Origin of the sequence: Stenotrophomonas sp. ZAC14D1_NAIMI4_1 (assembly GCF_003086775.1) — a bacterium.
In the GTDB taxonomy this organism is placed as follows: Bacteria; Pseudomonadota; Gammaproteobacteria; order Xanthomonadales; family Xanthomonadaceae; genus Stenotrophomonas.
The window spans coordinates 1,453,975-1,479,250 of record NZ_CP026001.1 but is presented as its reverse complement, the minus strand read 5'-3'; the positions used below and the strand labels follow the sequence as shown (position 1 = coordinate 1,479,250).

The 25,276-nt window shown below is 67.9% G+C and carries 21 protein-coding genes; 11 read left to right on the top strand and 10 right to left on the bottom strand.

Going from position 1 to position 25,276, the window contains the following annotated elements:
- Positions 1 to 157: 157 nt before the first annotated feature.
- The 4 genes from C1927_RS06845 (at position 158) to C1927_RS06830 (ending at position 4,607) form a co-directional block, all read left to right on the top strand.
- Positions 158 to 724: a TetR/AcrR family transcriptional regulator gene (locus C1927_RS06845; RefSeq protein ID WP_079221208.1), complete on the top strand. Its 567-nt coding sequence runs from the start codon at positions 158 to 160 to the stop codon at positions 722 to 724.
- Entirely contained in the window at positions 724 to 2,397 is a 1,674-nt protein-coding gene (locus C1927_RS06840; RefSeq protein ID WP_108746265.1) for an MFS transporter, read from the top strand. The genes C1927_RS06845 and C1927_RS06840 overlap by 1 nt, the downstream gene beginning before the upstream one ends.
- A gap of 10 nt (positions 2,398 to 2,407) precedes the next feature.
- The gene (locus C1927_RS06835) at positions 2,408 to 3,592 is read left to right on the top strand and encodes an HlyD family secretion protein (RefSeq protein ID WP_108746264.1); all 1,185 of its coding nucleotides are present in this window, start codon (positions 2,408 to 2,410) and stop codon (positions 3,590 to 3,592) included.
- A 343-nt stretch (positions 3,593 to 3,935) separates the two neighbouring features.
- Positions 3,936 to 4,607 carry a hypothetical protein gene (locus tag C1927_RS06830; RefSeq protein ID WP_108746263.1) on the top strand — a complete coding sequence of 224 codons (672 nt, stop codon included), beginning with the start codon at positions 3,936 to 3,938 and terminating at the stop codon, positions 4,605 to 4,607.
- Between the two features lie 33 nt (positions 4,608 to 4,640).
- On the opposite strand, the gene C1927_RS06825 is transcribed toward C1927_RS06830, so the two are convergent.
- The 7 genes from C1927_RS06825 to creB all read right to left on the bottom strand — a co-directional run bounded on the left by C1927_RS06825 (position 4,641) and on the right by creB (position 12,383).
- Complete coding sequence (locus C1927_RS06825) at positions 4,641 to 5,132, bottom strand: Fur family transcriptional regulator (protein ID WP_079221204.1); 492 nt, start codon at positions 5,130 to 5,132, stop codon at positions 4,641 to 4,643.
- Between the two features lie 34 nt (positions 5,133 to 5,166).
- Positions 5,167 to 6,570, bottom strand: a complete 1,404-nt coding sequence (gene gltX / locus C1927_RS06820; protein WP_108746262.1) for a glutamate--tRNA ligase — start codon at positions 6,568 to 6,570, stop codon at positions 5,167 to 5,169.
- Between the two features lie 93 nt (positions 6,571 to 6,663).
- On the bottom strand, positions 6,664 to 8,220 hold the full coding sequence (locus C1927_RS06815) for a M20/M25/M40 family metallo-hydrolase (protein ID WP_108747787.1): 1,557 nt from the start codon (positions 8,218 to 8,220) through the stop codon (positions 6,664 to 6,666).
- A gap of 148 nt (positions 8,221 to 8,368) precedes the next feature.
- The gene (locus C1927_RS06810; protein WP_079221202.1) at positions 8,369 to 8,779 is read right to left on the bottom strand and encodes a hypothetical protein; all 411 of its coding nucleotides are present in this window, start codon (positions 8,777 to 8,779) and stop codon (positions 8,369 to 8,371) included.
- 10 nt (positions 8,780 to 8,789) lie between these two features.
- Positions 8,790 to 10,109, bottom strand: coding sequence for a cell envelope integrity protein CreD (gene creD / locus C1927_RS06805; RefSeq protein WP_108746261.1), 1,320 nt, complete (start codon positions 10,107 to 10,109; stop codon positions 8,790 to 8,792).
- A gap of 81 nt (positions 10,110 to 10,190) precedes the next feature.
- Positions 10,191 to 11,651, bottom strand: a complete 1,461-nt coding sequence (gene creC / locus C1927_RS06800) for a two-component system sensor histidine kinase CreC (RefSeq protein ID WP_079221200.1) — start codon at positions 11,649 to 11,651, stop codon at positions 10,191 to 10,193.
- Between the two features lie 3 nt (positions 11,652 to 11,654).
- Positions 11,655 to 12,383, bottom strand: a complete 729-nt coding sequence (gene creB / locus C1927_RS06795; RefSeq protein WP_108746260.1) for a two-component system response regulator CreB — start codon at positions 12,381 to 12,383, stop codon at positions 11,655 to 11,657.
- A gap of 35 nt (positions 12,384 to 12,418) precedes the next feature.
- On the opposite strand from creB, the gene rlmJ reads away from it, so the two are divergent.
- The 5 genes from rlmJ (at position 12,419) to C1927_RS06770 (ending at position 18,896) form a co-directional block, all read left to right on the top strand.
- On the top strand, positions 12,419 to 13,276 hold the full coding sequence (gene rlmJ, locus C1927_RS06790) for a 23S rRNA (adenine(2030)-N(6))-methyltransferase RlmJ (RefSeq protein ID WP_079221198.1): 858 nt from the start codon (positions 12,419 to 12,421) through the stop codon (positions 13,274 to 13,276).
- 128 nt (positions 13,277 to 13,404) lie between these two features.
- Positions 13,405 to 13,950 carry a GNAT family N-acetyltransferase gene (locus C1927_RS06785; RefSeq protein WP_079221197.1) on the top strand — a complete coding sequence of 182 codons (546 nt, stop codon included), beginning with the start codon at positions 13,405 to 13,407 and terminating at the stop codon, positions 13,948 to 13,950.
- Positions 13,951 to 14,072: 122 nt separating this feature from the next.
- Positions 14,073 to 17,537, top strand: coding sequence for a transcription-repair coupling factor (mfd, locus tag C1927_RS06780; protein ID WP_108746259.1), 3,465 nt, complete (start codon positions 14,073 to 14,075; stop codon positions 17,535 to 17,537).
- 85 nt (positions 17,538 to 17,622) lie between these two features.
- Positions 17,623 to 18,138 carry a hypothetical protein gene (locus C1927_RS06775; protein WP_108746258.1) on the top strand — a complete coding sequence of 172 codons (516 nt, stop codon included), beginning with the start codon at positions 17,623 to 17,625 and terminating at the stop codon, positions 18,136 to 18,138.
- A gap of 167 nt (positions 18,139 to 18,305) precedes the next feature.
- Complete coding sequence (locus tag C1927_RS06770; protein WP_079221194.1) at positions 18,306 to 18,896, top strand: HD domain-containing phosphohydrolase; 591 nt, start codon at positions 18,306 to 18,308, stop codon at positions 18,894 to 18,896.
- 816 nt (positions 18,897 to 19,712) lie between these two features.
- Here the strand turns inward: C1927_RS06770 and C1927_RS06765 are convergent.
- Positions 19,713 to 21,806 carry a M13-type metalloendopeptidase gene (locus C1927_RS06765; RefSeq protein ID WP_108746257.1) on the bottom strand — a complete coding sequence of 698 codons (2,094 nt, stop codon included), beginning with the start codon at positions 21,804 to 21,806 and terminating at the stop codon, positions 19,713 to 19,715.
- Between the two features lie 141 nt (positions 21,807 to 21,947).
- Here C1927_RS06765 and C1927_RS06760 point away from each other — a divergent pair, with 141 nt between their 5' ends.
- Entirely contained in the window at positions 21,948 to 22,409 is a 462-nt protein-coding gene (locus C1927_RS06760) for a hypothetical protein (protein ID WP_108746256.1), read from the top strand.
- A gap of 108 nt (positions 22,410 to 22,517) precedes the next feature.
- Here C1927_RS06760 and gpmA read toward each other — a convergent pair whose 3' ends face one another.
- Positions 22,518 to 23,267, bottom strand: a complete 750-nt coding sequence (gpmA, locus tag C1927_RS06755) for a 2,3-diphosphoglycerate-dependent phosphoglycerate mutase (protein ID WP_079221191.1) — start codon at positions 23,265 to 23,267, stop codon at positions 22,518 to 22,520.
- Between the two features lie 94 nt (positions 23,268 to 23,361).
- On the opposite strand from gpmA, the gene nfi reads away from it, so the two are divergent.
- The gene (nfi, locus tag C1927_RS06750; protein WP_108746255.1) at positions 23,362 to 24,051 is read left to right on the top strand and encodes a deoxyribonuclease V; all 690 of its coding nucleotides are present in this window, start codon (positions 23,362 to 23,364) and stop codon (positions 24,049 to 24,051) included.
- A gap of 113 nt (positions 24,052 to 24,164) precedes the next feature.
- Here the strand turns inward: nfi and C1927_RS06745 are convergent, their stop codons facing one another.
- Positions 24,165 to 25,124 carry a cation diffusion facilitator family transporter gene (locus C1927_RS06745; protein ID WP_079221189.1) on the bottom strand — a complete coding sequence of 320 codons (960 nt, stop codon included), beginning with the start codon at positions 25,122 to 25,124 and terminating at the stop codon, positions 24,165 to 24,167.
- Positions 25,125 to 25,276: the final 152 nt, after the last annotated feature.

Here is a 25,276-nt window from a genome sequence, read left to right as displayed (position 1 = left end):
CTCTCCCGGGGGCCTTCATGGCCCCCGTTTTTTATGTGCGCGCTCCCGGCACCTCGATCTTCACGCCGCATTTACAAAGATGTGCGTAGAGCAACAAACGGACAATCCCGTCACTCAACGTCTCGCCACCCGGACATGTTTGTCCGATACTGAAGCCATGACCACCCAACGTGCTGATGCTGCTGCCCGCCGTGCCCTCATCCTCGATGCCGCCGACCATGTGTTCGGCCAACACGGCGTTACCGCGCCACTGGACCTGGTGGTTGAACGCGCCCAGGTGGGCCGCGCGACCCTGTACCGCAACTTCCCCGACCGCACCGCCCTGATCCAGGCGCTGCTGCAGCGGACCGTCGACCGCATCCGCCGCCAGGTGGAACAACTGGGCGACCGCGATGACGCCCTGTTCGAGGTCTTCGAAGGCATGGCCCAGCGCATCATCGACTCGCCGGCGCTGGCCGATTACTGGCGCGCGGTGGATTCGGACGTGGCGGCCATGCGCATCGCCCGCGAAACGGTGCGCGACCTGCTGGAAGCCCCCATCGCTCGCGCCAAGGCCGCCGGCCTGTGCCGGCCCGACCTGGAAAAGACGGATATTTCACTGATCTCGGGCATGCTGGGCGCAGCCCTGCGTGGCAAGACCCGCGAGGAGCGCGCCCACCTGGCCGGGCGCGCCCTGCAGCTGCTGCGTGGCGGCCTCCAGGGAGCAGCCAACCAGGGGCGCTGATGGTCCAGCCGTATCTCAAGCCGGTTCCGGACTGGGAGGAGCACGAGAAGCCGACCATGCCCGGTTCGGCCTCGATGCCCTGGCATCCTCCGTACCGCCGCGCGGCCTACGCGCTGGTGTCACTGCTGGTGGCCATCACCGGTGGCCTGGGCAATGCGCTGGTCACCGCCAACCTGCCCTTCCTGCAGGGCCAGCTCGCGCTGACGCCCACCCAGGGCAGCTGGCTGGTGGCCGCCTACGCCATGGTCAATGTCACCGCCAACCTGCTGGCCTTCAAGTTCCGCCAGCAGTACGGCATCCGCCTCTTCGCCGAGATCGGCCTGGGCCTGTATGCGGCACTGGCGGTGCTGCACCTGTTCGTGGGCAGTTTCGAAACCACGATGCTGACCCGCGCCGCCAGCGGCTTTGCCGGTGCGGCCTGCTCGACGCTGGGCACGCTGTACATGCTGCAGGCGCTGCCGCGGCGCTTCACCGGCAACCTGCTGGTGATCGGCGTGGGCCTGTCGCAGCTGGCGGTGCCGATCGCCTGGATCGTCTCGCCGGCGCTGGTCGATACCGGCCAATGGCACCAGCTGTATTCGTTCGAGGCGGGCCTGGCGCTGTGCGCGTTCGCCGCCGTGGTGCTGCTGAAGCTGCCGCCGGGCGTGCAGATCAAGGCCTTCGAGCCGCTGGATTTCCTCACCTTCGCCCTGCTGGCACCTGCCGTTGCGCTGCTGGTGGTGGTACTGGCGCAGGGCTACACGCGCTGGTGGTTGAACACGCCGTGGCTGGGCTGGGCGCTGGTGGCCTCGATCGCGCTGGCCACCACGGCACTGGTCATCGAGCACTACCGGCGCAATCCGCTGCTGCAGATCCGCTGGCTGTCGACGTTGCCGGTGCTGCACTTCATCGTCGGCGCGTTCCTGCTGCGCTTCCTCACCACCGAACAGTCCTACGGCGTGGTCAACCTGATGCGCACGCTGGGCATGGGCCCGGACCAGATGCGGCCGCTGTTCGTGGTGATCCTGGCCGGGGTGGTCGTCGGCATCGCCGGTGCCTCGCTCACCTTCGGGCCGAAGCGGCTGATCGCACAGCTGCTGATGGCCATCCTGCTGCTGGGCACCGCCGCGTTCTTCGACCAGAGCCGTACCAGCCTGGACCGGCCGCACGACTTCTACATCAGCCAGTTCCTGGCCTCGATCGGTGCCGGCATGTTCATGGGCCCGCTGATCATGCTCGGCATCTCCGCCGCGCTGAAGCAGGGCGTGGACCACATGATCACCTTCCTGGTCACGCTGTCGATCACCCAGACCCTGGGTGGCCTGGCCGGTTCGGCCGTGTTGGGTACGTTCCAGCTGCATCGCGAGCAGCTCTATTCAAGCGCCATCACCAGCCAGCTCGACCCCGCCGACCCGGTGGTCGCGCAGCGCCTGCGCATCCAGCAGCAGATCTACGCCGCGCAGATCACCGATCCGGTGCTGCGCAGCGCACAGGGCACTGCGCAGCTGGCACAGACCGCGCGCCGCGAAGCCAACGTGCGCGGCTTCAATGATGTGTTCACCCTGAGCGGTTGGCTGGCCATCGGCTTCCTGTGCTGGTTGCTGCTGCTGTCGCTGCGTACCGCCATCCTCAAGCAATGGCACAAGCGCCATCCGTCACCGCCCGTTGCGGCCCACGCCGCCCCGCCCCACTGAGCCCGCCGCCATGTCCCCGCTACCGCCCCGCTCCGACAGCGACGCCCCCGACAATGTCAGCCCGCCACCGCCGACCGACGCGGCACCGGCGCCCACGCCCGCCGCACCGGCGGCGGCACCGAAGTACCTCAAGCCCAGCGCGCGCAGCGTGGTGGTGATGGTGGTGGTGGCACTGCTGGGCATCGCGCTGATCCTGCGCGCCTGGAGCCTGTGGCCGTTCACCAGCAGCGTGATGGTCACCGACAACGCCTATGTGCGCGGGCAGATCACAGTGATGGCGCCGCAGGTGGCCGGCTATGTCACCGAGGTGCTGGTGAAGGACTTCCAGCACGTGAAGAAGGGCGAGCCGCTGCTGCGCATCGACGACCGCATCTACGCGCAGAAGGTGGCGCAGGCCGAAGCGGCGCTGGACAGCGCGCGCGCGGCGCTGGCCAACTCGGACCAGTCGCAGGCGCAGAACCGCGCGCAGATCGCCTCGGCGCGCGCCACCCTGTCGTCCGGCCAGGCCGAGCTGCAGCGCTCGCGCAACGAGGCCAAGCGTTACGAAGAGCTGGCGGCGCAGCAGCTGGTCTCGATCAACGACCGCGACAAGTTCCGCACCACCCAGGCCTCGGCACAGGCCAGCGTGCAGCAGTCGCAGGCACAGATCCGCATCGCCGAAGAGACGCTGGTATCGACCCAGGTCGCGCGCAAGAGCCTTGAAGCGCAGGTCGAGAGCGCACAGGCGCAGCTTGAACTGGCACGCATCGACCTGGCCAACACGGTCATCCACGCCCCGCGCGACGGGCAGATCAGCGAGGCCAGCGTGCGCGTCGGCCAGTACGTGGCGGCCGGCTCGCAACTGCTGTTCCTGGTGCCGGAGGCGCTGTGGGTGGTGGCCAATTTCAAGGAAGGCCAGACCTGGCAGATGCGTATCGGCCAGCCGGTGACGTTCTCGGTGGATGCGTTCAAGGGCGAGCGCCTGCACGGGCACGTGGAGCAGATCGCGCCGGCCACCGGTTCGGAGTTCAGCGTGCTGCGCCCTGACAATGCGAGCGGCAACTTCACCAAGGTGGTGCAGCGGTTGCCGATCCGGATTTCGATTGATCCGGGGCAGGAACTGGCGGCGCGGCTGCGGCCGGGGATGTCGGTGATCGCGCGGGTGGATACCGCGGCGGAGCCTGCGGCGACACCGGCACCGGAACCGGCGCGGTAGAGTCGACTGTCAGTCGACTGCTCTGCTGCCCGCCGAACCGCGCGGCTTCGCCGGAGGCTGCGAACGGCGGAGCCCCTCGTGGCTGATCGTTGCGGTTGGATTGCTGGATGGGCCGGGTGGGTGGGGCAGTCGGGACACGCCGTGAACCCATCCATGGGGGCTCGTAGGCGCCATCCATGGCGCCTGCGGTCCCGCCTGCCCCACCCACCCGGCCACGGACATTTTCCGTGCGCGTCAGCCACGCGGATCAAAGGAATAGAATCAAAAGCGGGGCCTGCGGCTCCGCTCTATTTGTAGAGTCGAGCCATGCTCGACTGTTTTTGGTCAGGAACAATCACTCATCATGAAATTCAACGCGCTGGCCAAAAAGGCGGCCAAGGGCACTGCGCCGCTGGAGCATGGCGGCAACGTGGAAGTGGAGGACCTGATCCGCTTCGTGCTGGAGCACGGTGCCGAGGGCGCGGCCGAGATCGAGCGGCTGTGTGCGCTGTACCGCTGGCGCGAGGAATTCCAGTACAACGCCAATGGCACGCACTTCGCACCGATGGCACCGTGGGCGCAGGCGTGTGCGGCATTCGGCCACCAGGGCGTTGCAGGGCTGCTGCCGCTGCTGGAGGATCCGCGCCTGGTGACCTATGCGATCAGCGTGCTGGAGGACGTGCGCAGCGAGGCGTCGGTGGGGGCACTGCTGGCGTTCTGCGAACAGGCCGACTTCAGCCAGGACGATCCGCAGTCGCCACCCTCGCGGGCGCTGGCCGCGCTGAACTCGCTGCTGTCGTTCGACAAGGGCGTGGTGGTGCCAGTGGCCATGCAGCAGGCGCTGCTGCGCCTGGTGCAACGCGCGTGGCAGCAGGCGCCGTCAATGCGGGGCCGGAGCCTGGCGCTGTATGCCGCACGCGGTGCCTGCATGCCCGAGGCGCTGGACTGGGTGCAGTCGCTGGCGCTGCAGGACGACGAGCTGGCTGCTGCGCGCACGCCCGTGCTGAAGCGGCTCAAGGCCCGGGCGTCGCACTGAGGCTGCCGGCCAGCGGCCGGCACTACCGATCCGTTACCCGGCGCAGCGCGCGCAGAGACCGTGCACTTCCAGGGTCTGCGCCTGCGGCTGGAAGCCCAGCTCCTTGGCGCGCTTTTCCAGCTGGGTGACGATTTCGCGGTCTTCCAGTTCCACCGCGCTGTGGCAGCTGTTGCAGATCAGGAACGGCACCGAATGCGCCGCGCTGCTGGGATGGTGGCAGGCCACGAAGGCATTGACCGATTCCAGCTTGTGCACGAAGCCATTGGCCATCAGGAAATCGAGCGCGCGGTACACGGTGGGCGGGGCATCGGCGCCCACGCCCTTGCCGTTGCGCACCCACTCCAGCAGCTCGTAGGCCTTGACCGGCTTGCCGGCCTCGGCGATCAGCTTGAGCACGTTGGCGCGGATCGGGGTCAGGCGCAGCCCGCGCTCACGCGAGACGCGCTCGACCACCGCCACGAAATCCGATGCGTCGTGGACGTGGTGGTGCGGGGCGGTACAGGCAGAAGCTGGTTTGGCGGGCATGCGCGTTCTCCGGTTCAGGTCTGGGCGGCAGGGCTCAGGCCGTTGCTACCTTGGTGATGGCCACATCGATGCGTTTCAAGGCCTGTTCGCGGCCAGCCAGGTACACGGTATGGGAAATGTCAGGGCTGACCTGGGTGCCGGTGATGGCCACGCGCAGCGGCTGGGCGACCTTGCCCATGCCCATTTCCAGGGCGGCGGCAGCGTCGTGCAGGGCCACGCCCACGGCTTCGGCGGTCCATTCCGGCAGGGCGGCCAGCAGCTCGCGGGCCTTGCCCAGCGGCAGTTCGGCGCCGGCCTTGAAGTGCTTGGCCACGGCCGCGTCGTCGTACGCGGTCAGCGGCTGGTACCAGACCACGGCCTTCTCGGCCATTTCCTTCAGGGTCTGCACGCGCTCGCGCAGGGCAATCACCACGTCCACCGGGGCCGGGCCAGCGGCCACGTCCAGGCCCAGCTTTTCCAGCTGGTAGACCAGGTGCGGCACGATGCTGGCCGGCTCCTCGGTCTTGAGGAAGTGCTGGTTGACCCAGCCCAGCTTGGCCATGTCCAGGCGCGAGGCCTTGGAATTGCAGTTGGTCACGTCGAACAGCTCGACCAGTTCCTGGCGGCTGAACAGCTCCTGGTCACCGTGCGACCAGCCCAGGCGGGCCAGGTAGCTCAGCAGCGCGTCGGGCAGGTAGCCGGCGTCCTTGTACTGCATCACGTCGGCCGCGCCGGTGCGCTTGGACAGCTTGGCGCCCTGCTCGTCCAGGATCATCGGCATGTGGCCGAACTTCGGCACCGGCGCGCCGATGCCTTCGTACAGGTTGATCTGGCGCGGGGTGTTGTTGATGTGGTCGTCGCCGCGGATGACCTCGCTGATGCCCATGTCCCAGTCATCCACCACGACCGCGAAGTTGTAGGTGGGGTAGCCGTCCGGGCGGAAGATGACCATGTCATCCAGCTCGCTGTTGGCGATCTCGATGCGGCCCTTGATCAGGTCGTCGAACACCACGGTGCCGTCCAGCGGGTTCTTGAAGCGGATGACGCGGTTCGGGTCGTCCTTGCGCGGCAGGCCCAGTTCACGCGCGGCACCGTTGTAGCGCGGCTTTTCCTGCTTGGCCATGGCGGCCTCGCGCATCGCGTCCAGCTCTTCGCGGGTCTCGTAGGCGTAGTACGCCTTGCCGTCGGCCACCAGCTGCTCGGCCACTTCCAGGTAACGGGCGACGCGGTCGGTCTGGTAGATCGGGCCGACGTCGTAGTCCAGGCCCAGCCAGTCCATCGCCTCCAGGATCGCGTCGATCGCGCCCTGGGTGCTGCGTTCACGGTCGGTGTCCTCGATGCGCAGCACGAACTCGCCGCCGCGGTGGCGGGCCTCCAGCCAGCAGTACAGCGCGGTGCGGGCACCGCCGATGTGCAGGTAACCGGTGGGGCTGGGGGCGAAGCGGGTGCGGCAGATCATGGAGGGCTCGGGGAACGGGAATCCCCCGATTTTACCACCAGCCCCGGAAAGGCAAGGAGGGGCGGACGCAGCCAGCCCCTCCCGCCCGGTTTTTCAGGGCTGCGGTTCAGCCTTGCGCGGGAACGACTGCTCGCGCATCGCCGCGTTGTAGGCGAAGGAGGCGACGATGGCCGCGGCCTGCTTCAGGTCGTCCGGCTCGGCGTGGTCCCAGGTGTCCAGGTGGCTGTGGTGGACGTTGGTGAAGTAGTCCAGCCGGTCCTGGATGAACTGGAAGCCCGGCAGGCCGATGCGGTCGAAGCTGATGTGGTCGGTACTGCCGGTGTTGCGGGTGGCCACGGTGGTCGCGCCGACGTCATGGAACGGGGCCAGCCAGGCTTCGAAGATCGGCATCGCCGCCAGGTTTTCCTGGGCATAGATGCCACGGAAGCGGCCCGAGCCGTTGTCCATGTTGAAGTAGACCTGGAACTTGCCGTAGTCGCGGGTCTTCTGCAGGGCACCGGTCGGGTCGCGCAGCGACGCCGGCAGCGCCTTCTGTGCCGGGTCGGTGGGTTCCGGGAAACGACCGAAGTGCTTGGCCACGTAGGCCTGCGAGCCGACCAGGCCCTGCTCCTCGCCACTCCACAGGGCCACGCGGATCGTCCGCTTCGGCTTGGCGCCGGTGGCCTTGAGGATCCGCATGGCTTCCATCATCACCGCCACGCCGGCAGCGTTGTCGGCGGCGCCGGTGCCGCTATGCCAGGAATCCAGGTGGGCGCCGATCATCACCACTTCATCGGGCTTGCTGCTGCCACGGATCTCGGCCAGCGTGTTGTAGCCCGGCTGGTCGGCCTCATCGGTGAAGCGTGCGGCCACATCCACGCGCAGGCGCACCGGCTGCTTGGCATCCAGCGCGCGCACCAGCGGGTTGAAGTGCTCGGCGATCATCGCCAGTTCCGGGATGCCCACCGATTCGCCTGCCTTGCGCGAGCCGCCGCCGGCAACGCGGATGATGCCGTTGTCCCAGCTGCTGATGCTGATCGCGGCCAGCGCGCCCTCTTCCACGAAGAAGGCATTGACCTTGGCGGCCAGCTCCTGGCGTTCCTTGTATTCCTTCACCCGCTTGGCCCGCTCGGAGGCCACGTCCTTGGGCAGGGTGAATTCCTGCAGGCCCTCCAGCGAGGTCGCGTCGTGCCGGTGCGAATCCGGCTCGGTGCCGCGCTTGTACTCGCGCGCCTCGCCCAGCAGCAGGATCTTGCCGCGCAGCTTGCCGCGGTACGTCTCGATGTCGTCCAGCTTCTTGATGTCCACGTGCACCAGCTCGCCCTCGACCGGGCCGCGGGTGCCGGGCGTCCACGCCTTGGGCAGTGCGTGCAGCGGCAGCACGCGGTCGCCGAGCATTTCCACGCTGGCCGAAGTGAATTCCCAGCCACGGCCGAAGTCGTCGAACGCTTCGTCATGCACGTTGTCCAGCTTCCATTCGCTGAACTTGCCGCGCGTCCACGCATTGGCGCGGCCCATCGCCGGCGAGTTGGTCAGGCGCGGGCCGATGCGCTCGGTGAGGTAGCTGAAGGTATCCATCACCTGCGAACGGTGGAAGGCCTCCTGGCGGATGCGGCTGACCATGTCCAGGTCCACCGGTTCGCGCTGCTGCGCCATTGCATTGCCACCCATCGCCAGCGCTGTGGCCAGCACGCCCCACTTCAGCCCGTTCCACTTCAACACGCCACACCCCTGCCCTTCGGCTCGATCGTCAACCCATCGAGTCTAGCCAGCGGGGGCGCAGCGCCCCCGTCCCATCGGTCATGGACGGGCGCGTCGATCACCCACACCACCCCAGCCACAGCTGCGCCCGCCCTGGCAGCAACAGCAACCAGTGCCGCTGGTCCACGCTGCTGCAGCCATACACCGCCGCATGCGCCGGCCAGTCCGCCGGCAGCCCGTCGATGCCGATCTCCGACAGCGCCGCCGCGCCGGCCTTCCATGGCCGGTAGCGTGGCACCCGCCCGCCCAGCGCGCCGCGTCCCTGCCGCGCGCCGGCCAGCCATTCCAGCCCCTTGCGCTGCAATCCCTCGCAGGTCACCGCTGCCAGCTGGAAGCGGACCAGGCCGGGGGCGATCCGTGCCCCCGGCAGGGCCGCCAGCACACCATGTGCCTGCAGCAGTGCATCCACTTCCAGCAGGGCCGGTATGCCCTGACGTGCCCGTTGCCGCAATCCCTGGCGCCAGCCCATGGTGTGCTCCTTACTTCACGTCCGCGCCCAGCGCGTACCAGTCGACCCGGCGGGTCACCCACATCGCCAGTGCCAGGATCACGAACAGCAGCAACGACCCCATCAGCAGTGCGTTGTTTTCCGACACCAGCAGGCCATACAGCGCGCCGTACAACAGCGTCAGCATCGCGGCGAAGCCCAGGCCACGCTTCCAGTGGCCCAGCACGTGGGCCAGGTACACCGCCTGCAGGCCGATGCAGGCCACGGCCGACACCAGGTACGCCTTCCAGAAGGTGATGTGCTCGGACAGGCTGATCAGCAGCAGGAAGAAGATCGCCAGCGCCAGGCCGACCATCAGGTACTGCAGCGGGTGGATGCGCAGCGACTTGATCAGTTCGAACAGGATAAAGCCGACGAAGGTGAGCACCACGAACAGGATGCCGTACTTGGAAGCGCGGTCGGCCTGGGTGTAGGCATCGACCGGATCGACCAGCGATACGGTCACGGCCTGCGAATCGACTGCACCCTCGGCACGCAGCTGGGCCTGTGCATCGGAGGCCAGCGAGGACACCGCCCAGTGCGCGTTGAAGCCCTGCGCATCGACGCGCCGCTCGTTGGGAAGGAAGGCGCCGCTGAAGGACGGGTGCGGCCAGCGCGAGCGCAGCGCGATCTTCGTGTCATCGCCCACCGGCACCACCGACAGCGCGCGGCTGCCATCCAGGCGCAGCTGCAGGTCGATGCTGCTGCCGGCCAGGGTGCCGCCCTGGCTGTCGCTGAAACCGGCCACCGGCGCATGCAGGCCACGCCCCACCTGGCTGGCCACGCCGACCCCGGGCAGCAGCCGCACCGGCTTGCCGTCCACGCGCAGGTCCGGCGTGCCGACCAGGCCGCGGGCATCGGACACGCCCAGCACCACGTACGGCTGGCCGTAGCTGCGGCCGGGCTTCACCGGGTAATCGTCGGCGGCGAAGGTCGCCTTCAGCTGGCCGTTCCAGCTGTACACCGGCACCTTGAACAGGCCCACTTCACGCTGGCTGGGCAGCATCTCGCCGCCCACGTCCAGCGAGGCCGGCATCTGCAGCCAATGGCCTTCGGTCACCTGCACCTCGGTCTTCTTGTTGCCCTTGGCGTCCACCACCTCGACGTGCTGGCGCTCGACCCACGGCACCACCCGCACCGGGCCCACCAGGCGCTGCGCACCGGCGCGGCTGTCGGCCACCCGTGCGAACGCTTCGTCGCGGTACGCACTGCGCTCGTTGATGACGCCGCGGATCATCGTCAGCGGGATCAGCAGCAGCAGGATCAGTCCGCCGACGATGGCGAACCGCAACAGCATCTTCAGGGATTTCATCGTCCATCCTCGTTGGAGAGGGCTGCAGGATGGACGGCGGCGGTGAGCGGGGTTTGTGGCGAATTTGAAGCGGATGTGAAGTCAGCGGCGGGCGCGCTGCACCGGCCCACCCAGTGGCAGCCACAGGCTGGCCATGGTCCCGCCCGAGGGCCGCGGCTCGAGGCTGGCGCGGCCATCGTGCAGGCGGGCCACTTCCTGCACGAACGGCAGGCCCAGGCCGGAGCTGCGCCGGCCACTGCCCGGGCGGGCCAGCGAATAGAAGCGCTCGAACACCCGTTCGCGCGCGTATTCGGGCACGCCCGCGCCACGGTCAGCGACCTGCAGGCGCACGCCCTGGCCATCGGCAACCGCCTCCAGTTCGACCACGCTGCCGGCCGCCGAGAATGCCACGGCGTTGTCGATCAGGTTGTGCAGCGCCTGCCGCAGCAGATAGGCATCGCCGTGCACGCGCAGGTCCGGGACCGCGCCGATGCGCACTTCCACCCCGGCTGCCCGTGCGCGCACCTGGGCGGCAGCGGCGGCATCATCCAGCAGCGCGCCCAGCGCGATCGGATCGCGGGTCTGCAGCCAGCCGTGCTGTTCGACCTCGGCCAGCGCCAGCAGCTTGTCGATGGTTTCGGTCAGCCGCTCCTGCTGGTCGACGATGCTGCGCGCGAAGTGCGCGCGGTCGGCATCGGGCATCGGTTCCTGCAGCAGTTCGGCGGCACCGCGGATGGCGGCCAGCGGGCTCTTCATTTCGTGCGTCAACGACTGCACGTACTGCTCGACGTAGGCCTTGCCTTCCAGCTTGCGGCGCATGGTTTCCAGGGCCTGGCCGAGATCGCCGATCTCGTCGCGGCGGCGCCGTGGCGGCGGCACCGGCTCGCCGGCGGTGACCGCGCGTGCATAACGGCTGAGCTGGCCCAGGCCGGTGGTCAGCCACATCGTCACGAGTATGCCCACCAGCGCGGACAGGCCGATCAGCCACGCCCCGCGCTCCATGATGGCGCGCTGGCTGGCGGCGATGAACGGATCGATGCTGCGGTTGGGCTGGGCCAGGCTGAGCACGCCGATGAGGGTGTGGCCATCGGCGGGGTCGTAGACCGGCGCGGCCACGTGCATCACCGTGTCGCCCTCGCTGCCGGCGATCTCCGGGCTGGAGCGCGCGCCGTACTCGCCGCGCAGCGTGCGGTAGACATCATTCCAGCGCGAATTGTCGCGGCCCATGTCGCGGCCCAGCGAGTCGTAGATGACGATGCCGCGCGCATCGGTGATCGTCACCCGGTAATCCAGCGAGCGCTTCGGGAAGCGCCAGACCATCGCCTTCAGGTCGCGCTGGCGGGCCTTGGCCAGGCTGCGGGTGAAGCTGCCGCTGCCGATCGTGCCGGCCTTGACGTCGGCGGCGGCCATTTCGGCAAGCACGTTGGCCGCATCGACCAGGGTCGATTCCATCGCCTGGCGCACGCCCGGCTTCACCTCGTTGACGAACACCCGCATCACGAAGAACGCGGCGATGCCGGTGATCAGGAAGAAGCCCAGGAACAGCTTCAGTACCAGGCGCATGGCTCAGGTCTCCAGCGCGTAGCCCAGGCCACGGTGGGTGCGGATCGGGTCGTCGCTGGCACCGGCGGCGCGCAGCTTGGCGCGCAGCGTCTTGACGTGGGTATCGACGGTGCGGTCGGCACTGTCGGCACTGCTGTCCCAGCCGCGGTCCATCAGCTGCGCGCGGCTGAGGATGGCCCCGGGGCGCTGCAGCAGCGCCTCCAGCAGGGCGTATTCGTAGCGGGTCAGGTCCAGCGCATGGCCCTGGTAGCGGATGCGCCGGCCCTCGCGGTCGATGGCGAAGGCCCCGTGTTCGCGCCAGCCGGGCTCGACCACCGCCACGGCCGGGGCGGCGGGCGGCACGCGGCGCAGGCGGGCGCGCACCCGGGCCACCAGCTCGCGCGGCGAAAAGGGCTTGGCCATGTAATCGTCGGCCCCCAGTTCCAGGCCCAGCACGCGGTCCAGCTCATCGTTGCGGGCGGTCAGGAAGATCACCGGCACCTGCGCCTGCGGCCCCGGCAGGGCGCGCAGGCGGCGGCAGACCTCGAAGCCGCTCAGGTCGGGCAGGCCCACGTCCAGCACCACCACGTCCACATCGCCCTCCTGCAGGCGCTGCAGGGCTTCGCCACCCAGCAGGCAGTGGCTGGCCGCGTAGCCTTCGCTGCGCAGGGCGTACAGCACGGTTTCGGCGATGGCGGCTTCGTCCTCGACCACCAGGACTTGGGCAACAGGGTGTGTCATGGCGCGCAGCATAGCCGCTGCGGCCGCCGCCCCGTACACTGCCGCCCATGAACTATCGCCACGCCTTCCATGCCGGCAACCATGCCGATGTCCTCAAGCACATCGTGCAGCTGGCCCTGATCGACAGCTTCAAGCGCAAGGACAGCCCGTTCTTCGTGCTCGACACCCATGGCGGTGCCGGCCGCTACCTGCTGGCCAGCGTAGAGGGCCGCAAGACCCTGGAGGCCGAAGACGGGATCATGCGGCTGATGGCCCAGCCCAAGCTGCCGGAGGTGGTCGAGCGCTACCTGAAGGCCGTGCAGGCCGACAACCCGGTGGGCGCGATGATCACCTACCCCGGTTCGCCGCTGCTGAGCGCCCAGGCCATGCGCGCGCAGGACCGGATGGCCGTCTGCGAGCTGCAGGAAGACGAAGCGGCCTCGCTGAAGGCGCTGTTCGCCCACGACAGCCGCGTCGGCGTGCACCCCGGCGATGGCTATGCCCTGCTGCGCTCGCAGCTGCCGCCGAAGGCCAACGGCACCAAGATCGGCCGTGGCCTGGTCCTGATCGACCCGCCGTATGAAGCGCAGGATGCCGAGTACCAGGCCATCCTGGCCGCCCTGGCCGAGACCCTGGCCCGCTGGCCGCAGGCGACCTGCGCGGTCTGGTTCCCGATCAAGCAGCGCCGCACCATCCTGCATTTCCTGCGCAAGGCTGCCGCCCTGCCGGTGAAATCGGCCATGACCATCGAGTTCCTGGTGCGTCCGGACGATTCCCCGCTGCGCCTCAACGGCAGCGGCATGCTGCTGCTCAATGCCCCGTGGCAGTTCGACCGGGTGGTCGGCCCGGCCCTGCCGGCGCTGCGCCAGCACCTGGGCGAGCCGGGTGCCACGACCCGCCTGGATTGGCTGAAGGCGCCCGAATAGCCCACGCGCAAGCGACGATCAAGCGACGATCTGCCGTCTTCACGAGGCTGTACGCACGTGAGCCTTTCGTTCACGGAATGCAGCCCCGGTGATGCCACAATCGATGGACCACCAAGGAATCACCCGGTATGGCCACTCGCAACCGCATGCCGCCCTGGCATGAGATCTTCAAGGCTCCCAGCGGCCACGAGCTGCTGATCCGCCCCATCCGCCCGGAAGACGGCGCGCCGCTGCAGGCCGCCTTCAGCCTCTTCGGGCCGGAAGAAATCCGTGACCGTTTCCTGCAGTCGGTGACCGAGCTTTCGCCGGACACCACCCAGCGCCTGACCCATCCCAACCCCAAGACCGAAATCACCCTGGTGGCCGCCGAGTCGCTGCCCGCCGGTGAGGCGGTCGTGGGTGCGGTGGCCCGCGCCTCGATCATCCCCGGCACCCGTGAGGCCGAGTACGCGATCCTGATCAGCCGCTTCCTGATCGGCCAGGGCCTGGGCCGGCAGCTGATGCGCAAGCTGGTGAAGTGGGGCCGCGGCAAGTACCTGGACCGCCTGTATGGCGACGTGGCGGCCGAGAACGAGCCGATGAAGCAGCTGGCGGCCTCGCTGGGCTTCAAGCCGGTACCGCACCCCAACGGCGCCGACGGCCTGGTCCGCATGGTGCTGGAACTGGACAACTGAGGGTAGCGCCGGGCCACGCCCGGCGAGCGCAGCGGTGATGTGGCATCCGCCGGGCATGGCCCGGCGCTACCGGAAGTTGCGCACACGGTAGCGACACCCCCTTCTGCTAAGATCGGCGGTCCATGTCGCGTACCTCATACCCCGCCCCGCCGCTGCCGCGCGCCGGCCAGCTCCGCGCCTGGTGGCGCGCCCCCGCTTCGCCGACCGCCCTGGCCTGGTACCTGGCCCAGGCGGCGCGCGCGCATGACGCGCCGCTGCTGGTGATCGCCCGTGACAACCACGGCGCCAACCAGCTCGAAGCCGACCTGCAGACCCTGATCGGCAACGACCCGGACCTGCCGGTGGTCGCTTTCCCGGATTGGGAAACGCTGCCCTACGACCGCTTCAGCCCGCACCCGGACATCATTTCCCAGCGCCTGGCTGCCCTGCACCGCCTGCCCACGCTGAAGCGTGGCCTGGTGGTGGTGCCGGTACAGACGGTGCTGCAGCAGCTGGCCCCGCGCAGCTACGTCATCGGTGGCAGCTTCGACCTGAAGGTCGGCCAGCGCCTGGACCTGGAGACCGAGAAGCGCCGCCTGGAAAGCGCCGGCTACCGCAACGTGCCGCAGGTGATGGACCCGGGTGACTTCGCCGTGCGTGGCGGCCTGCTCGATGTGTTCCCGATGGGCGCCGACGAGCCGCTGCGGGTCGAGCTGCTGGACGAGGACATCGACTCGATCCGCGCCTTCGATCCGGAAAGCCAGCGTTCGCTGGACAAGGTCGAGTCGGTGCACATGCTGCCCGGCCGCGAAGTGCCGATGGACGATGCCAGCATCGCCCGCGTGCTGGGCACGCTGCGCGAGCGCTTCGATGTCGATACCCGGCGCAGCTCGCTGTACCAGGACCTGAAATCCGGGCTGGCCCCGGCCGGCATCGAGTACTACCTGCCGCTGTTCTTCGACCGCACCGCCACCCTGTTCGACTACCTGCCCGCCGGCAGCCTGCCGGTGGTGTGCACCGGTGCGGACGAAGCGGCCGTCGCGTTCTGGGCGCAGACCGGTGACCGTTACGAGCAGCGCCGCCACGATGTGGAACGGCCGCTGCTGCCGCCGTCGTCGCTGTACCTGTCGCCGGAACTGCTGCGCGAGCGCCTGAACGATGCCGCGCGCATCGAGGTGTGGGCGCCTGAGCATGCACGCATTGCCGATGCGCACGCGCTGGGCGACCAGCCGCTGCCGCCGCTGCCGGTGGCCGCGCGCGAGGCACCCGCCGGCGATGCACTGAAATCCTTCCTCGGCCACTACCCGGGCCGGGTGCTGATCGCCGCCGATTCACCGGGCCGCCGCGAAGCCCTGCTGGAAGTGCTGCAGGCCGCCGAACTGAAGCCGCCGGTGGTGGCCGACCTGCCCAGCTTCCTCGCCAGCGATGCGCGCTTTGCCATCACGGTGGCACCGCTGGAAGACGGCTTCGCGCTGGACGAACCGCGCATCGCGGTACTGACCGAGCGCCAGCTGTTCCCCGAGCGCGCCGGCAGCACCCGTCGCACGCGCCGTGCCGGCCGCGAGCCGGAGGCGATCATCCGTGATCTGGGCGAGCTGACCGAAGGCGCGCCGATCGTGCACGAAGACCATGGCGTCGGCCGCTACCGTGGCCTGATCGCGATGGACGTCGGCGGCATGCCCGGCGAGTTCCTGGAAATCGAATACGCCAAGGGCGACCGCCTGTACGTACCGGTGGCCCAGCTGCACCTGATCAGCCGCTATTCCGGCGCATCGGCGGAAACCGCGCCGCTGCATTCGCTGGGTGGCGAGCAGTGGACCAAGGCCAAGCGCAAAGCCGCCGAAAAGGTGCGCGACGTGGCCGCCGAGCTGCTGGAGATCCAGGCCCGCCGCCAGGCGCGTGCCGGCCTGGCGCTGCAGGTGGACCGCGCGATGTACGAACCGTTCGCGGCCGGCTTCCCGTTCGAGGAAACCCCGGACCAGCTGGCCGCCATCGACGCCACCCTGCGCGACCTGGCCAGCAGCCAGCCGATGGACCGCGTGGTCTGTGGCGACGTCGGCTTCGGCAAGACCGAAGTGGCCGTGCGCGCGGCGTTTGCCGCCGCCAGTGCCGGCAAGCAGGTGGCGGTGCTGGTGCCGACCACGCTGCTGGCCGAACAGCACTACCGCAATTTCCGCGACCGCTTCGCCGATTACCCGCTGAAGGTGGAAGTGCTCTCGCGCTTCAAGAGCACCAAGGAAATCAAGGCCGAACTGGAGAAGGTCGCCGCCGGCACCATCGACGTGATCGTCGGTACCCATCGCCTGCTGCAGCCGGACGTGAAGTTCAAGGACCTTGGCATGGTCATCGTCGACGAGGAGCAGCGTTTCGGCGTGCGCCAGAAGGAAGCCCTGAAGGCGCTGCGCGCCAACGTGCACCTGCTGACGCTGACCGCCACGCCGATCCCGCGTACCTTGAACATGGCCATGGCCGGCCTGCGCGACCTGTCGATCATCGCCACCCCGCCGCCGAACCGGCTGGCGGTGCAGACCTTCATCACCCAGTGGGACAACGCGCTGCTGCGCGAAGCGTTCCAGCGCGAGCTTGCGCGTGGTGGCCAGCTGTATTTCCTGCACAACGACGTGGAAAGCATCGGCCGCATGCAGCGCGAGCTGTCCGAGCTGGTACCCGAAGCGCGCATCGGCATCGCCCATGGGCAGATGCCCGAGCGCGAGCTGGAAAAGGTGATGCTGGATTTCCAGAAGCAGCGCTTCAACGTGCTGCTGTCGACCACGATCATCGAATCGGGCATCGACATCCCCAACGCCAACACCATCATCATCAACCGCGCCGACCGCTTCGGCCTGGCCCAGCTGCACCAGCTGCGCGGCCGCGTCGGCCGTTCGCACCACCGCGCGTACGCCTACCTGGTGGCGCCGGACCGTCGGTCGATCACCCCGGACGCGGAAAAGCGCCTGGAAGCGATCGCCTCGATGGACGAACTGGGCGCCGGCTTCACCCTGGCCACCCACGATCTGGAAATCCGCGGCGCCGGCGAACTGCTGGGCGAGGACCAGAGCGGGCAGATGGCCGAAGTGGGCTTCAGCCTCTACACCGAGCTGCTGGAACGTGCGGTGCGCAGCATCAAGCAGGGCAAGCTGCCTGACCTGGATGCCGGCGAGGAAGTGCGCGGCGCCGAGGTGGAGCTGCACGTGCCCGCGCTGATTCCGGAAGACTACCTGCCGGACGTGCACACCCGACTGACCCTGTACAAGCGCATTTCCAGCGCACGTGACAGCGATGCGCTGCGCGAGCTGCAGGTGGAGATGATCGATCGCTTCGGCCTGCTGCCGGATCCGGCCAAGCACCTGTTCGCCATCGCCGAGCTGAAGCTGCAGGCCAATACCCTGGGTATCCGCAAACTGGACCTGGGCGAGAACGGCGGCCGCATCGTGTTCGAATCCAAGCCGAACATCGACCCGATGGCGGTGATCCAGCTGATCCAGAAGCAGCCCAACCTGTATGCAATGGAAGGGCCGGACAAGCTGCGCATCAAGCACCCGCTGCCGTTGCCGGAAGACCGCTTCAATGCGGCCCGCGCGCTGCTGCTGACCCTGGCGGTGCGCTGACGCCACCGCGCACCACCGGTGCCAGCCCGTTACGGGCGATGGGCTGGCACCTACCGAACCTGCGCCCGAGACAAGGAGTGTTTGCGTGAATCGATTTGCCCCCCTTCTGCTGGCCACCAGCCTGGGCCTGCTGGCCGCCTGCAACAGCGGCATGAGCAATCGTGACTATCTGCTGGAGAACGTCGCCAGCTGGAACAGCATGGTGCATACCGTCGAGCAGTGGACCAGTGGCGCGCGTGGCGAAGCGTTCCATGCCGCCCTGCAGGACGGCAAGAGCCTGGAGCAGTACCGCTTCGGCCTGAAGAACGCGCACCAGGAAGCCACCAACCGCCTGACCCACATCGAACAGCTGCCCCACGGCAAGGATGCTGAGCCGCTGCACCAGAACCTGCGTGACTCGGTGCAGAGCACCGCTGCCATGTTCGCGGTGATGGAGCAGATCGCCGCTCTGCCCGACGGTTACAGCGAAGAACAGGTTGCACCGCTGCTGGAACAGCTGGACCAGGCCACGACGAAGATGGACAAGGACATGCAGGTGCTGAGCGATGCGCAGGACGCGTTCGCCAAGGCCAACCGCGTGACCCTGCAGACCAGCGGCTGATCGCCCTGCCCCTGCGCGACTGAACACAGCACCGCATGCCGTAGCCCACGGTACGCGCGTGGCCCTGCACGACGTGCCACGCGCGCTACCCTATGCGTCCCCCACCCATCCGGGCCCGCAGATGCGGGCCTTGTTGTTTCTGCATGCCAAGGCGGCGCCCCACCCCCATGCTCCATTCCAGTCCTCCCGACCTGCTGCACGCCGGTTCCTGCCTGATCGATGCCCTGTCGATGTCGCTGCAGATGCGTGATGCCTATACCCGCCACCACTGCGACCGCGTGGGCCTGCTTGCGCAGCGCCTGGCCCTCCACTGCGACATGGACAGCGAAGGCTGCGCACACACCGCGCTCGCCGCGCGCTTCCATGACATCGGCAAGATCGGCATTCCCGATGACGTACTGCTGAGCGCGCGCCGCCACACCGAAGAGGACCGCGCAGTGATGCGCGAGCACCCGGTGCGCGGCGAGCATATTTTCCTGGCCACCGGCCGCAGCGATGCGGTGGCGGTGGCGCGGCTGATCCGCGCCCACCACGAGGCACACGATGGCAGCGGCTATCCCGATGGCCTGCAGGGCGAGTCGATCCCGCTGGGCGCACGCATCCTCACCGTGGTCGACGCCTACGATGCCATGACCAGCGCACGCCCCTATCGCCAGGCGATGGAACATGAGGCGGTGCTGCGCATCCTTGATGACCAGGCCGGCGGCCTGATCGATCCATACGTGCTGGGCCGGTTCCGCGGCATGCTGGCCGGGTAGAGTCGACCGTTGGTCGACTGCCCTTCGCGCAGACCGCGAAAACCCCGCGCTGCGCGCGATAGTCGACCAGCGGTCGACTCTACCGGGTCACCGTTCCGCCAGACAGGTACAGTCGACCGTTGGTCGACTGCCCTTCGCGCAGACCGCGAAAACCCCGCGCTGCGCGCGATAGTCGACCAGCGGTCGACTCTACCGGGTCACCGTTCCGCCAGACAGGTAGAGTCGACCGTTGGTCGACTGCCCTTCGCACAGACCGCCAGAACCCCGCGCTGCGCGCGATGGTCGACCAGCGGTCGACTCTACCGGGTCACCGTTCCGCCAGACAGGTAGAGTCGACCGTTGGTCGACTGCTCTTCGCGCAGACCGCGAAAACCCCGCGCTGCGCGCGATAGTCGACCAACGGTCGACTCTACCGGGTCACCGTTCCGCCAGACAGGTAGAGTCGACCGTTGGTCGACTGCCCTTCGCGCAGACCGCGAAAACCCCGCGCTGCGCGCGATAGTCGGCCAACGGTCGACTCTACCGGGTCACCGTTCCGCCAGACAGGTAGAGTCGACCGTTGGTCGACTGCCCTTCGCGCAGACCGCCAAAACCGCGCGCTACGCGCGATAGTCGACCAACGGTCGACTCTACCGGGTCACCGTTCCGCCAGACAGGTAGAGTCGACCGTTGGTCGACTGCCCTTCGCGCAGACCGCCAAAACCGCGCGCTACGCGCGATAGTCGACCAACGGTCGACTCTACCGGGTCACCGTTCCGCCATGCAAAAGGCCCGGCTTTCGCCGGGCCTTCTGCATCACGCATCACGTGCGATCGATTACCAGATCACGACGCGCTTGTCGTCGGCGCGCACCATCGCATCACCTGCCTTGCACTGGAACGCAGCGGCGAAGGACGGCATGTTCGACGGCGCACCGTTGGCGCGGAAGTTGGCCGGTGCGTGCGGATCGGTGTTCAGGCGCACGCGCAGTTCGCCATCGGTGAAGTTGCGGCGCCACACGGTGGCCCAGTTCATGAAGAAGCGCTGGTCCTGGCTGTGGCCATCGACGTCGACATTCGCCTTCGGATCTTCCTTCAGGGCCATCTGCAGTGCGTCGTAGGCCACGGTCAGGCCGCCCAGGTCACCGATGTTCTCGCCCAGGGTCAGCTTGCCCTTCACGAACACGCCCGGCACCGACTCGTAGCCGTCGAACTGCGCGACCAGCTTGTCGGTACGCTCGGTGAAGGCCTTGCGGTCGCCGTCGGTCCACCAGTTGTCGAAGTTGCCGTTGGCGGCGAACTGGCTGCCCGAATCATCGTAGCCGTGCATCATCTCGTGGCCGATGACCGCACCGATGCCGCCGTAGTTCAGCGCCGGATCGGCCTTGGCGTCGAAGAACGGCGCCTGCAGGATCGCCGCCGGGAACACGATCTCGTTCTTGGTCGCGTTGTAGTAGGCGTTGACGGTCTGCGGGGTCATGCCCCACTCGGTCTTGTCCACCGGCTTGCCGATCTTGTCCAGCATGTAGCGGTAGTTGAACGCGCGTGCCGCCTGCATGTTGCCCAGGTAGCTGTCACCGTTGGTCTGCAGGCCGGCCCAGTCACGCCACTTGTCCGGGTAACCGATCTTCGGGGTGAAGCTGGCCCACTTTTCAATGGCCTTCTTCTTGGTTTCCTCGCCCATCCACGGCAGCTGCTCCAGGCGTGCCTTCAGCGCCTGCGACAGGTTCTCCACCAGGTGCTGCATGGCGACCTTCGATTCAGCCGGGAACACCGCATCGACGTACAGCTGGCCCAGGGCTTCACCCATGCCACCGTTCACCGATTCCAGCACGCGCTTCCAGCGCGGCTGCATTTCCTTCTGGCCACGCAGGGTGGTGCCGTAGAAATCGAAGTTGGCCTTCTCGAACTGGCTGCTCAGGTACGGCGAGGCGTCGTCGATGGTGTGGAAGCGCAGGTACGCCTGCCAGGTGCTGGCCGGCACGTCGGCCAGCATCTTGTCCATTTCACCGAAGAAGCCCGGCTGGGCCAGCGAGAACTTCTGCGCGGCCGGCACCTTCAGGGTGTCAAACAGCGCGGTCCAGCTGAAGTTCGGGGTCAGCTTGTCGGCGTCGGCGGCGCTGAGCGGGTTGTAGCGCTTGGCCGGGTCGCGCATTTCGATACGCGACATCGATGCCTTGGCCAGGCGGGTTTCAAAGGCCATCACGGCCTTGGCCTGCTCGGCGGCCTGCGCAGCGTCCATGCCCGACAGGGTCAGCACCTGGGCGATGTAGGCCACGTAGGCGTCACGGATCTTGGCCTGCGATTCGTCGAAGTAGTAGCCCTTTTCCGGCAGGCCCAGGCCGCCTTGGCCGACGTAGGCGATGACGTTGGCCGAATCCTTGTAGTCGGCGTTGCCGAACAGCGAGAACAGCACGCCCTTGCCTTCAGCCTGGCTGTCGCGCAGGTACTGGGTGATGGCGGCGGTGTCGTTCAGCGCGGCGATCTTGTCCAGCTGCGGCTGCAGCGGGGTCAGGCCGGCGGCCTCGATCTTGGCTTCGTCGTTGCCGGTCTTCCAGATGTCACCGATCTTGGCTTCCACCGAGCCGGCCTTGGCCTGGCTGGCGGCGGCCTGTTCGACCAGCGCGTGCTGCACTTCCAGCGAGCGCTCGCGCAGGATCTCGAAGCTGCCCCAGGTGGTCTGGTCGCCCGGCACCGGGTTGGCCTGCAGCCACTTGCTGTTGACGAAGCCGTTGAGGTCGGTACAGGCGGCGATGGACGGATCCAGGTCGGCGCTGTTGAGCGAGATCAGCGGGGTCTTGATCTGCGACTGATCGAAGGCCGGCTTGGCATCGGCGGTGGCGGCCGGCGCGGTTTCGTTCTTGCCACAGGCAGCCAGCGACGCAGCGATGGCGATGGTCAGGCCCAGCGGGACCAGGTTGCGGACGTTCATGGAGTCTCTCTCCGACGGCGAATCGTCCAGCGTAGCGGCCACGGCGGTGCGGGGGACCGGCCAAAGGTCACAGGGGCCGTGGCATCGCCAACCAACTGCATGCCGGTACTCTTGTCTTCCCGATCACCGGACCTCGCGCCCATGGACGAAGCTGCGCTGCTACAGGCCCTTGACACCTGCGATTATCTGTTCCTGACGGATATTGGCGAACCGGAGGTCAACTGTCTGCGGCTGGTCATCGAGGAGGGACGGGTGACAGGAGAACCCCGCCGCGTGAATTTCGGCCAGGGACATTGGATCGATGACGTGCGCGCGATAGAGATAACCTCCGATTCGCAGCGCTTCGAGCTGGTATGGGATGACTACATCAGCTATGTCGTGCACAACGAGTGTTACCAGAGCGGCGATGACTCCGAAGATTGGAGCGGCAACCGGTTCCGCCGCTACAGCCGGTCGAAGTTCCTCGATTATCTGGACCATGCCACCTTCGCCGACACCCGTTACCCCGGCCCATTCGCGCACTATCAAGTGATATGCCAGGACCACGTCATCGACATTGCTGGATTGCAGCCTCCGAGGGTGCGCCTGCTGGGTCCTTCGTAGCCGACGGATGCAGCCACCCATGGGGTGGCTCTACTGGGTTGCGACAGCGGCAGTCGAGCATGGCTCGACGCTACAAAAGGAAAGGCCGGCTTGCGCCGGCCTTGTGCTTTACTTTGCCTTGCCCTGGTTGGCCACGGCTTCAGCGGCCTTGCGGGCGGCTTCCGGGTCGCCCAGATAGCGGAACGACTTCACGGTCAGGTCGTCGTTCAGTTCGAACAGCAGCGGGATGCCGGTCGGGATGTTCAGCTCGAGGATCTCCTCGCGCGAGACGTTGTTGAGGTACTTGTACAGCGCGCGCAGCGAGTTGCCGTGGGCGGTGACCAGCACGGTCTTGCCCTCCTTCAGCTGCGGCGCGATGGCGTCATGCCAGTACGGCAGCACGCGGTCCAGCGTGGTCGCCAGCGATTCGGTACCCGGCAGCGCGTTGCGGTCCAGGCCGGCGTAGCGGCGGTCGTGGATCGGGTGGCCCGGGTCTTCCAGCTCCATCGGCGGCGGCGGGATGTCGTACGAACGACGCCACACCTTGACCTGCTCCTCGCCGTGCTTGGCGGCGGTCTCGGCCTTGTCCAGGCCCTGCAGGCCACCATAGTGGCGCTCGTTCAGGCGCCAGGACTTGTTGACCGGCAGCCAGTCCTGGCCCAGTTCGGCCAGCGCGCCCTGCAGGGTGTGGATGGCGCGCTTGAGCACCGAGGTGTGGGCGACGTCGAACTGCAGGCCCTCTTCGCGCATCAGGCGGCCGGCGTTGGCGGCCTCGCTGCGGCCCTGGTCGGTCAGGTCGACATCGACCCAGCCGGTGAAGCGGTTGTCCAGGTTCCACTGGCTCTGGCCGTGGCGCAACAGTACGAGTTTACGGGTCACTGCAGGATCTCCAACGCGAGGGTAGGCAGGCGGACATTGTAGCCCCGGCCACGCTCACCGCGCCGTGGCAGCGGTCATGCCATGCTCCGGGCCGATGAAGACCGTGATCGATCCGGGCCACTGGCAAGGCAGCGTCGCCGCCGCCCGCGCACACCAGGTGCAGCTGGCCAGCCGCGTCGAGCGCCAGGACCGGCTGCTGGCCGCGCCGCGCTGGCTGGCCGGGCTGGACGTGGGCTTCGAGGACAACGGGGCGACCACCCGCGCGGCCGCCGTGCTGCTTGATGCCACCACCCTGCAGCCGGTGGCGCAGGAAATCGCGCGCATTCCCACGGTGATGCCCTACATCCCCGGCCTGCTCAGCTTCCGCGAACTGCCGGCACTGCTGGCCGCGTTGGCGCAGCTGCCACGCACCCCGGACCTGGTGTTCGTCGATGGCCATGGCATCAGCCACCCGCGGCGCCTGGGCGTGGCCGCACACCTGGGCGTGGTGACCGACCTGCCGAGCATCGGCGTGGCCAAGTCGAAGCTGGTCGGCCAGTACGTCGAACCCGGCGCCGAGCCCGGCGCGCATGCGCCGCTGCTGCAGGGGGATGAACAGCTGGGCTGGGTGCTGCGCAGCAAGGCCCGCTGCAAGCCGTTGTTCGTGTCGGGCGGCCACCGGGTCAGCGCCGATACCGCGCTGGCCTGGGTGCAGCGCACGCTGCGCGGCTATCGCCTGCCCGAACCGACCCGCCTCGCCGACCGCCTGGCCTCGCGCCGCGATGAGGGTAGAGTCGACTGTTAGTCGACTACCGCGCGCAGCGCGGGGTTTTCGGGGTTTTCCGCCAAGAGCAGTCGACTAACAGTCGACTCTACCCAGTCGACTCTACCCAGCCGACGCGACCCAGTCGGGATCTGTCACCGGTGCACGTGGCCATGATGACCCTGCACATCATGGTCATGGTCATGGTCATGTTCGTGCCTGGCCGGCTCCCCGCACGCTTCGCCGCAGTGGTCAGCCTCGATCTGCAGGGTCACATGATCGATGCCGAACTCCTCGTGCAGGCGTGCGCCCAGTTCACGGCGCAGCGCGTCGGCGTCGGTGCCATCGCGCATCACCACGTGCGCGGTCAGCGCGGGGGTGCTTGATGCCAGTGCCCACACGTGCAGGTCGTGCACGTCCAGCACGGCGGCATGCGCACTCAAGCCTGCGCGCACCTTGGCCACATCGGTCCCCTTGGGCACGCCTTCCAGCAGCACGTTGATGGCTTCGCGCATCAGCACCCAGGTGCGCGGCAGCACCCACAGGCCGATCAGCACGGCAAGGATCGGATCGATCGGCTTCCAGCCGGTCCAGCGGATCAGCAGCGCGCCAACGATCACCGCCACCGAGCCCAGCATGTCCGCCCACACTTCCAGGTAGGCGCCTTTCACGTTGAGGCTTTCACCGCTGCCGGCCTGCAGCAGGCGCATCGAAATGAGGTTGATGACCAGGCCGATCGCTGCGATCACCAGCATGCCGGTCGATGCGATCTCCTGCGGCTGGCGGAAGCGCGCAATGGCTTCCCACAGGATGTAGCCGGCAACGACGAACAGCATCGCGCCATTGATCATCGCGCCCAGCGCTTCCAGCCGCGCATAGCCGTAAGTGCGTCGCGCATCCGGCGGGCGCCGGCTCAGCCGCACCGCCACCAGCGCGATCATCAGTGCCAACGTATCGGTGGCCATGTGCGCGGCATCGGACAGCAGGGCCAGGCTGTTGGTCCAGAACGCACCCACCACCTCCACCACCAGGAACGTGGTGGTCAGGCCGAGCGCCCACCACAACGGTTTCTCGTGGCGGATTTCCGATGGCAGGTGGTCGTGGTCGTGGCCCATGGCAAAGCTCCTGTGCAATGCGGTCAGGCTACGCGCGGTGGCCGCGGGAGACTATTACGCTGTTTATAACATTGCAGGCGTCGCCGCCCTGCCATCGATGCAGGCACGCTGCATGCCGCTTAAACTGCCGGCTCGCCCCCCATCAACCGTAC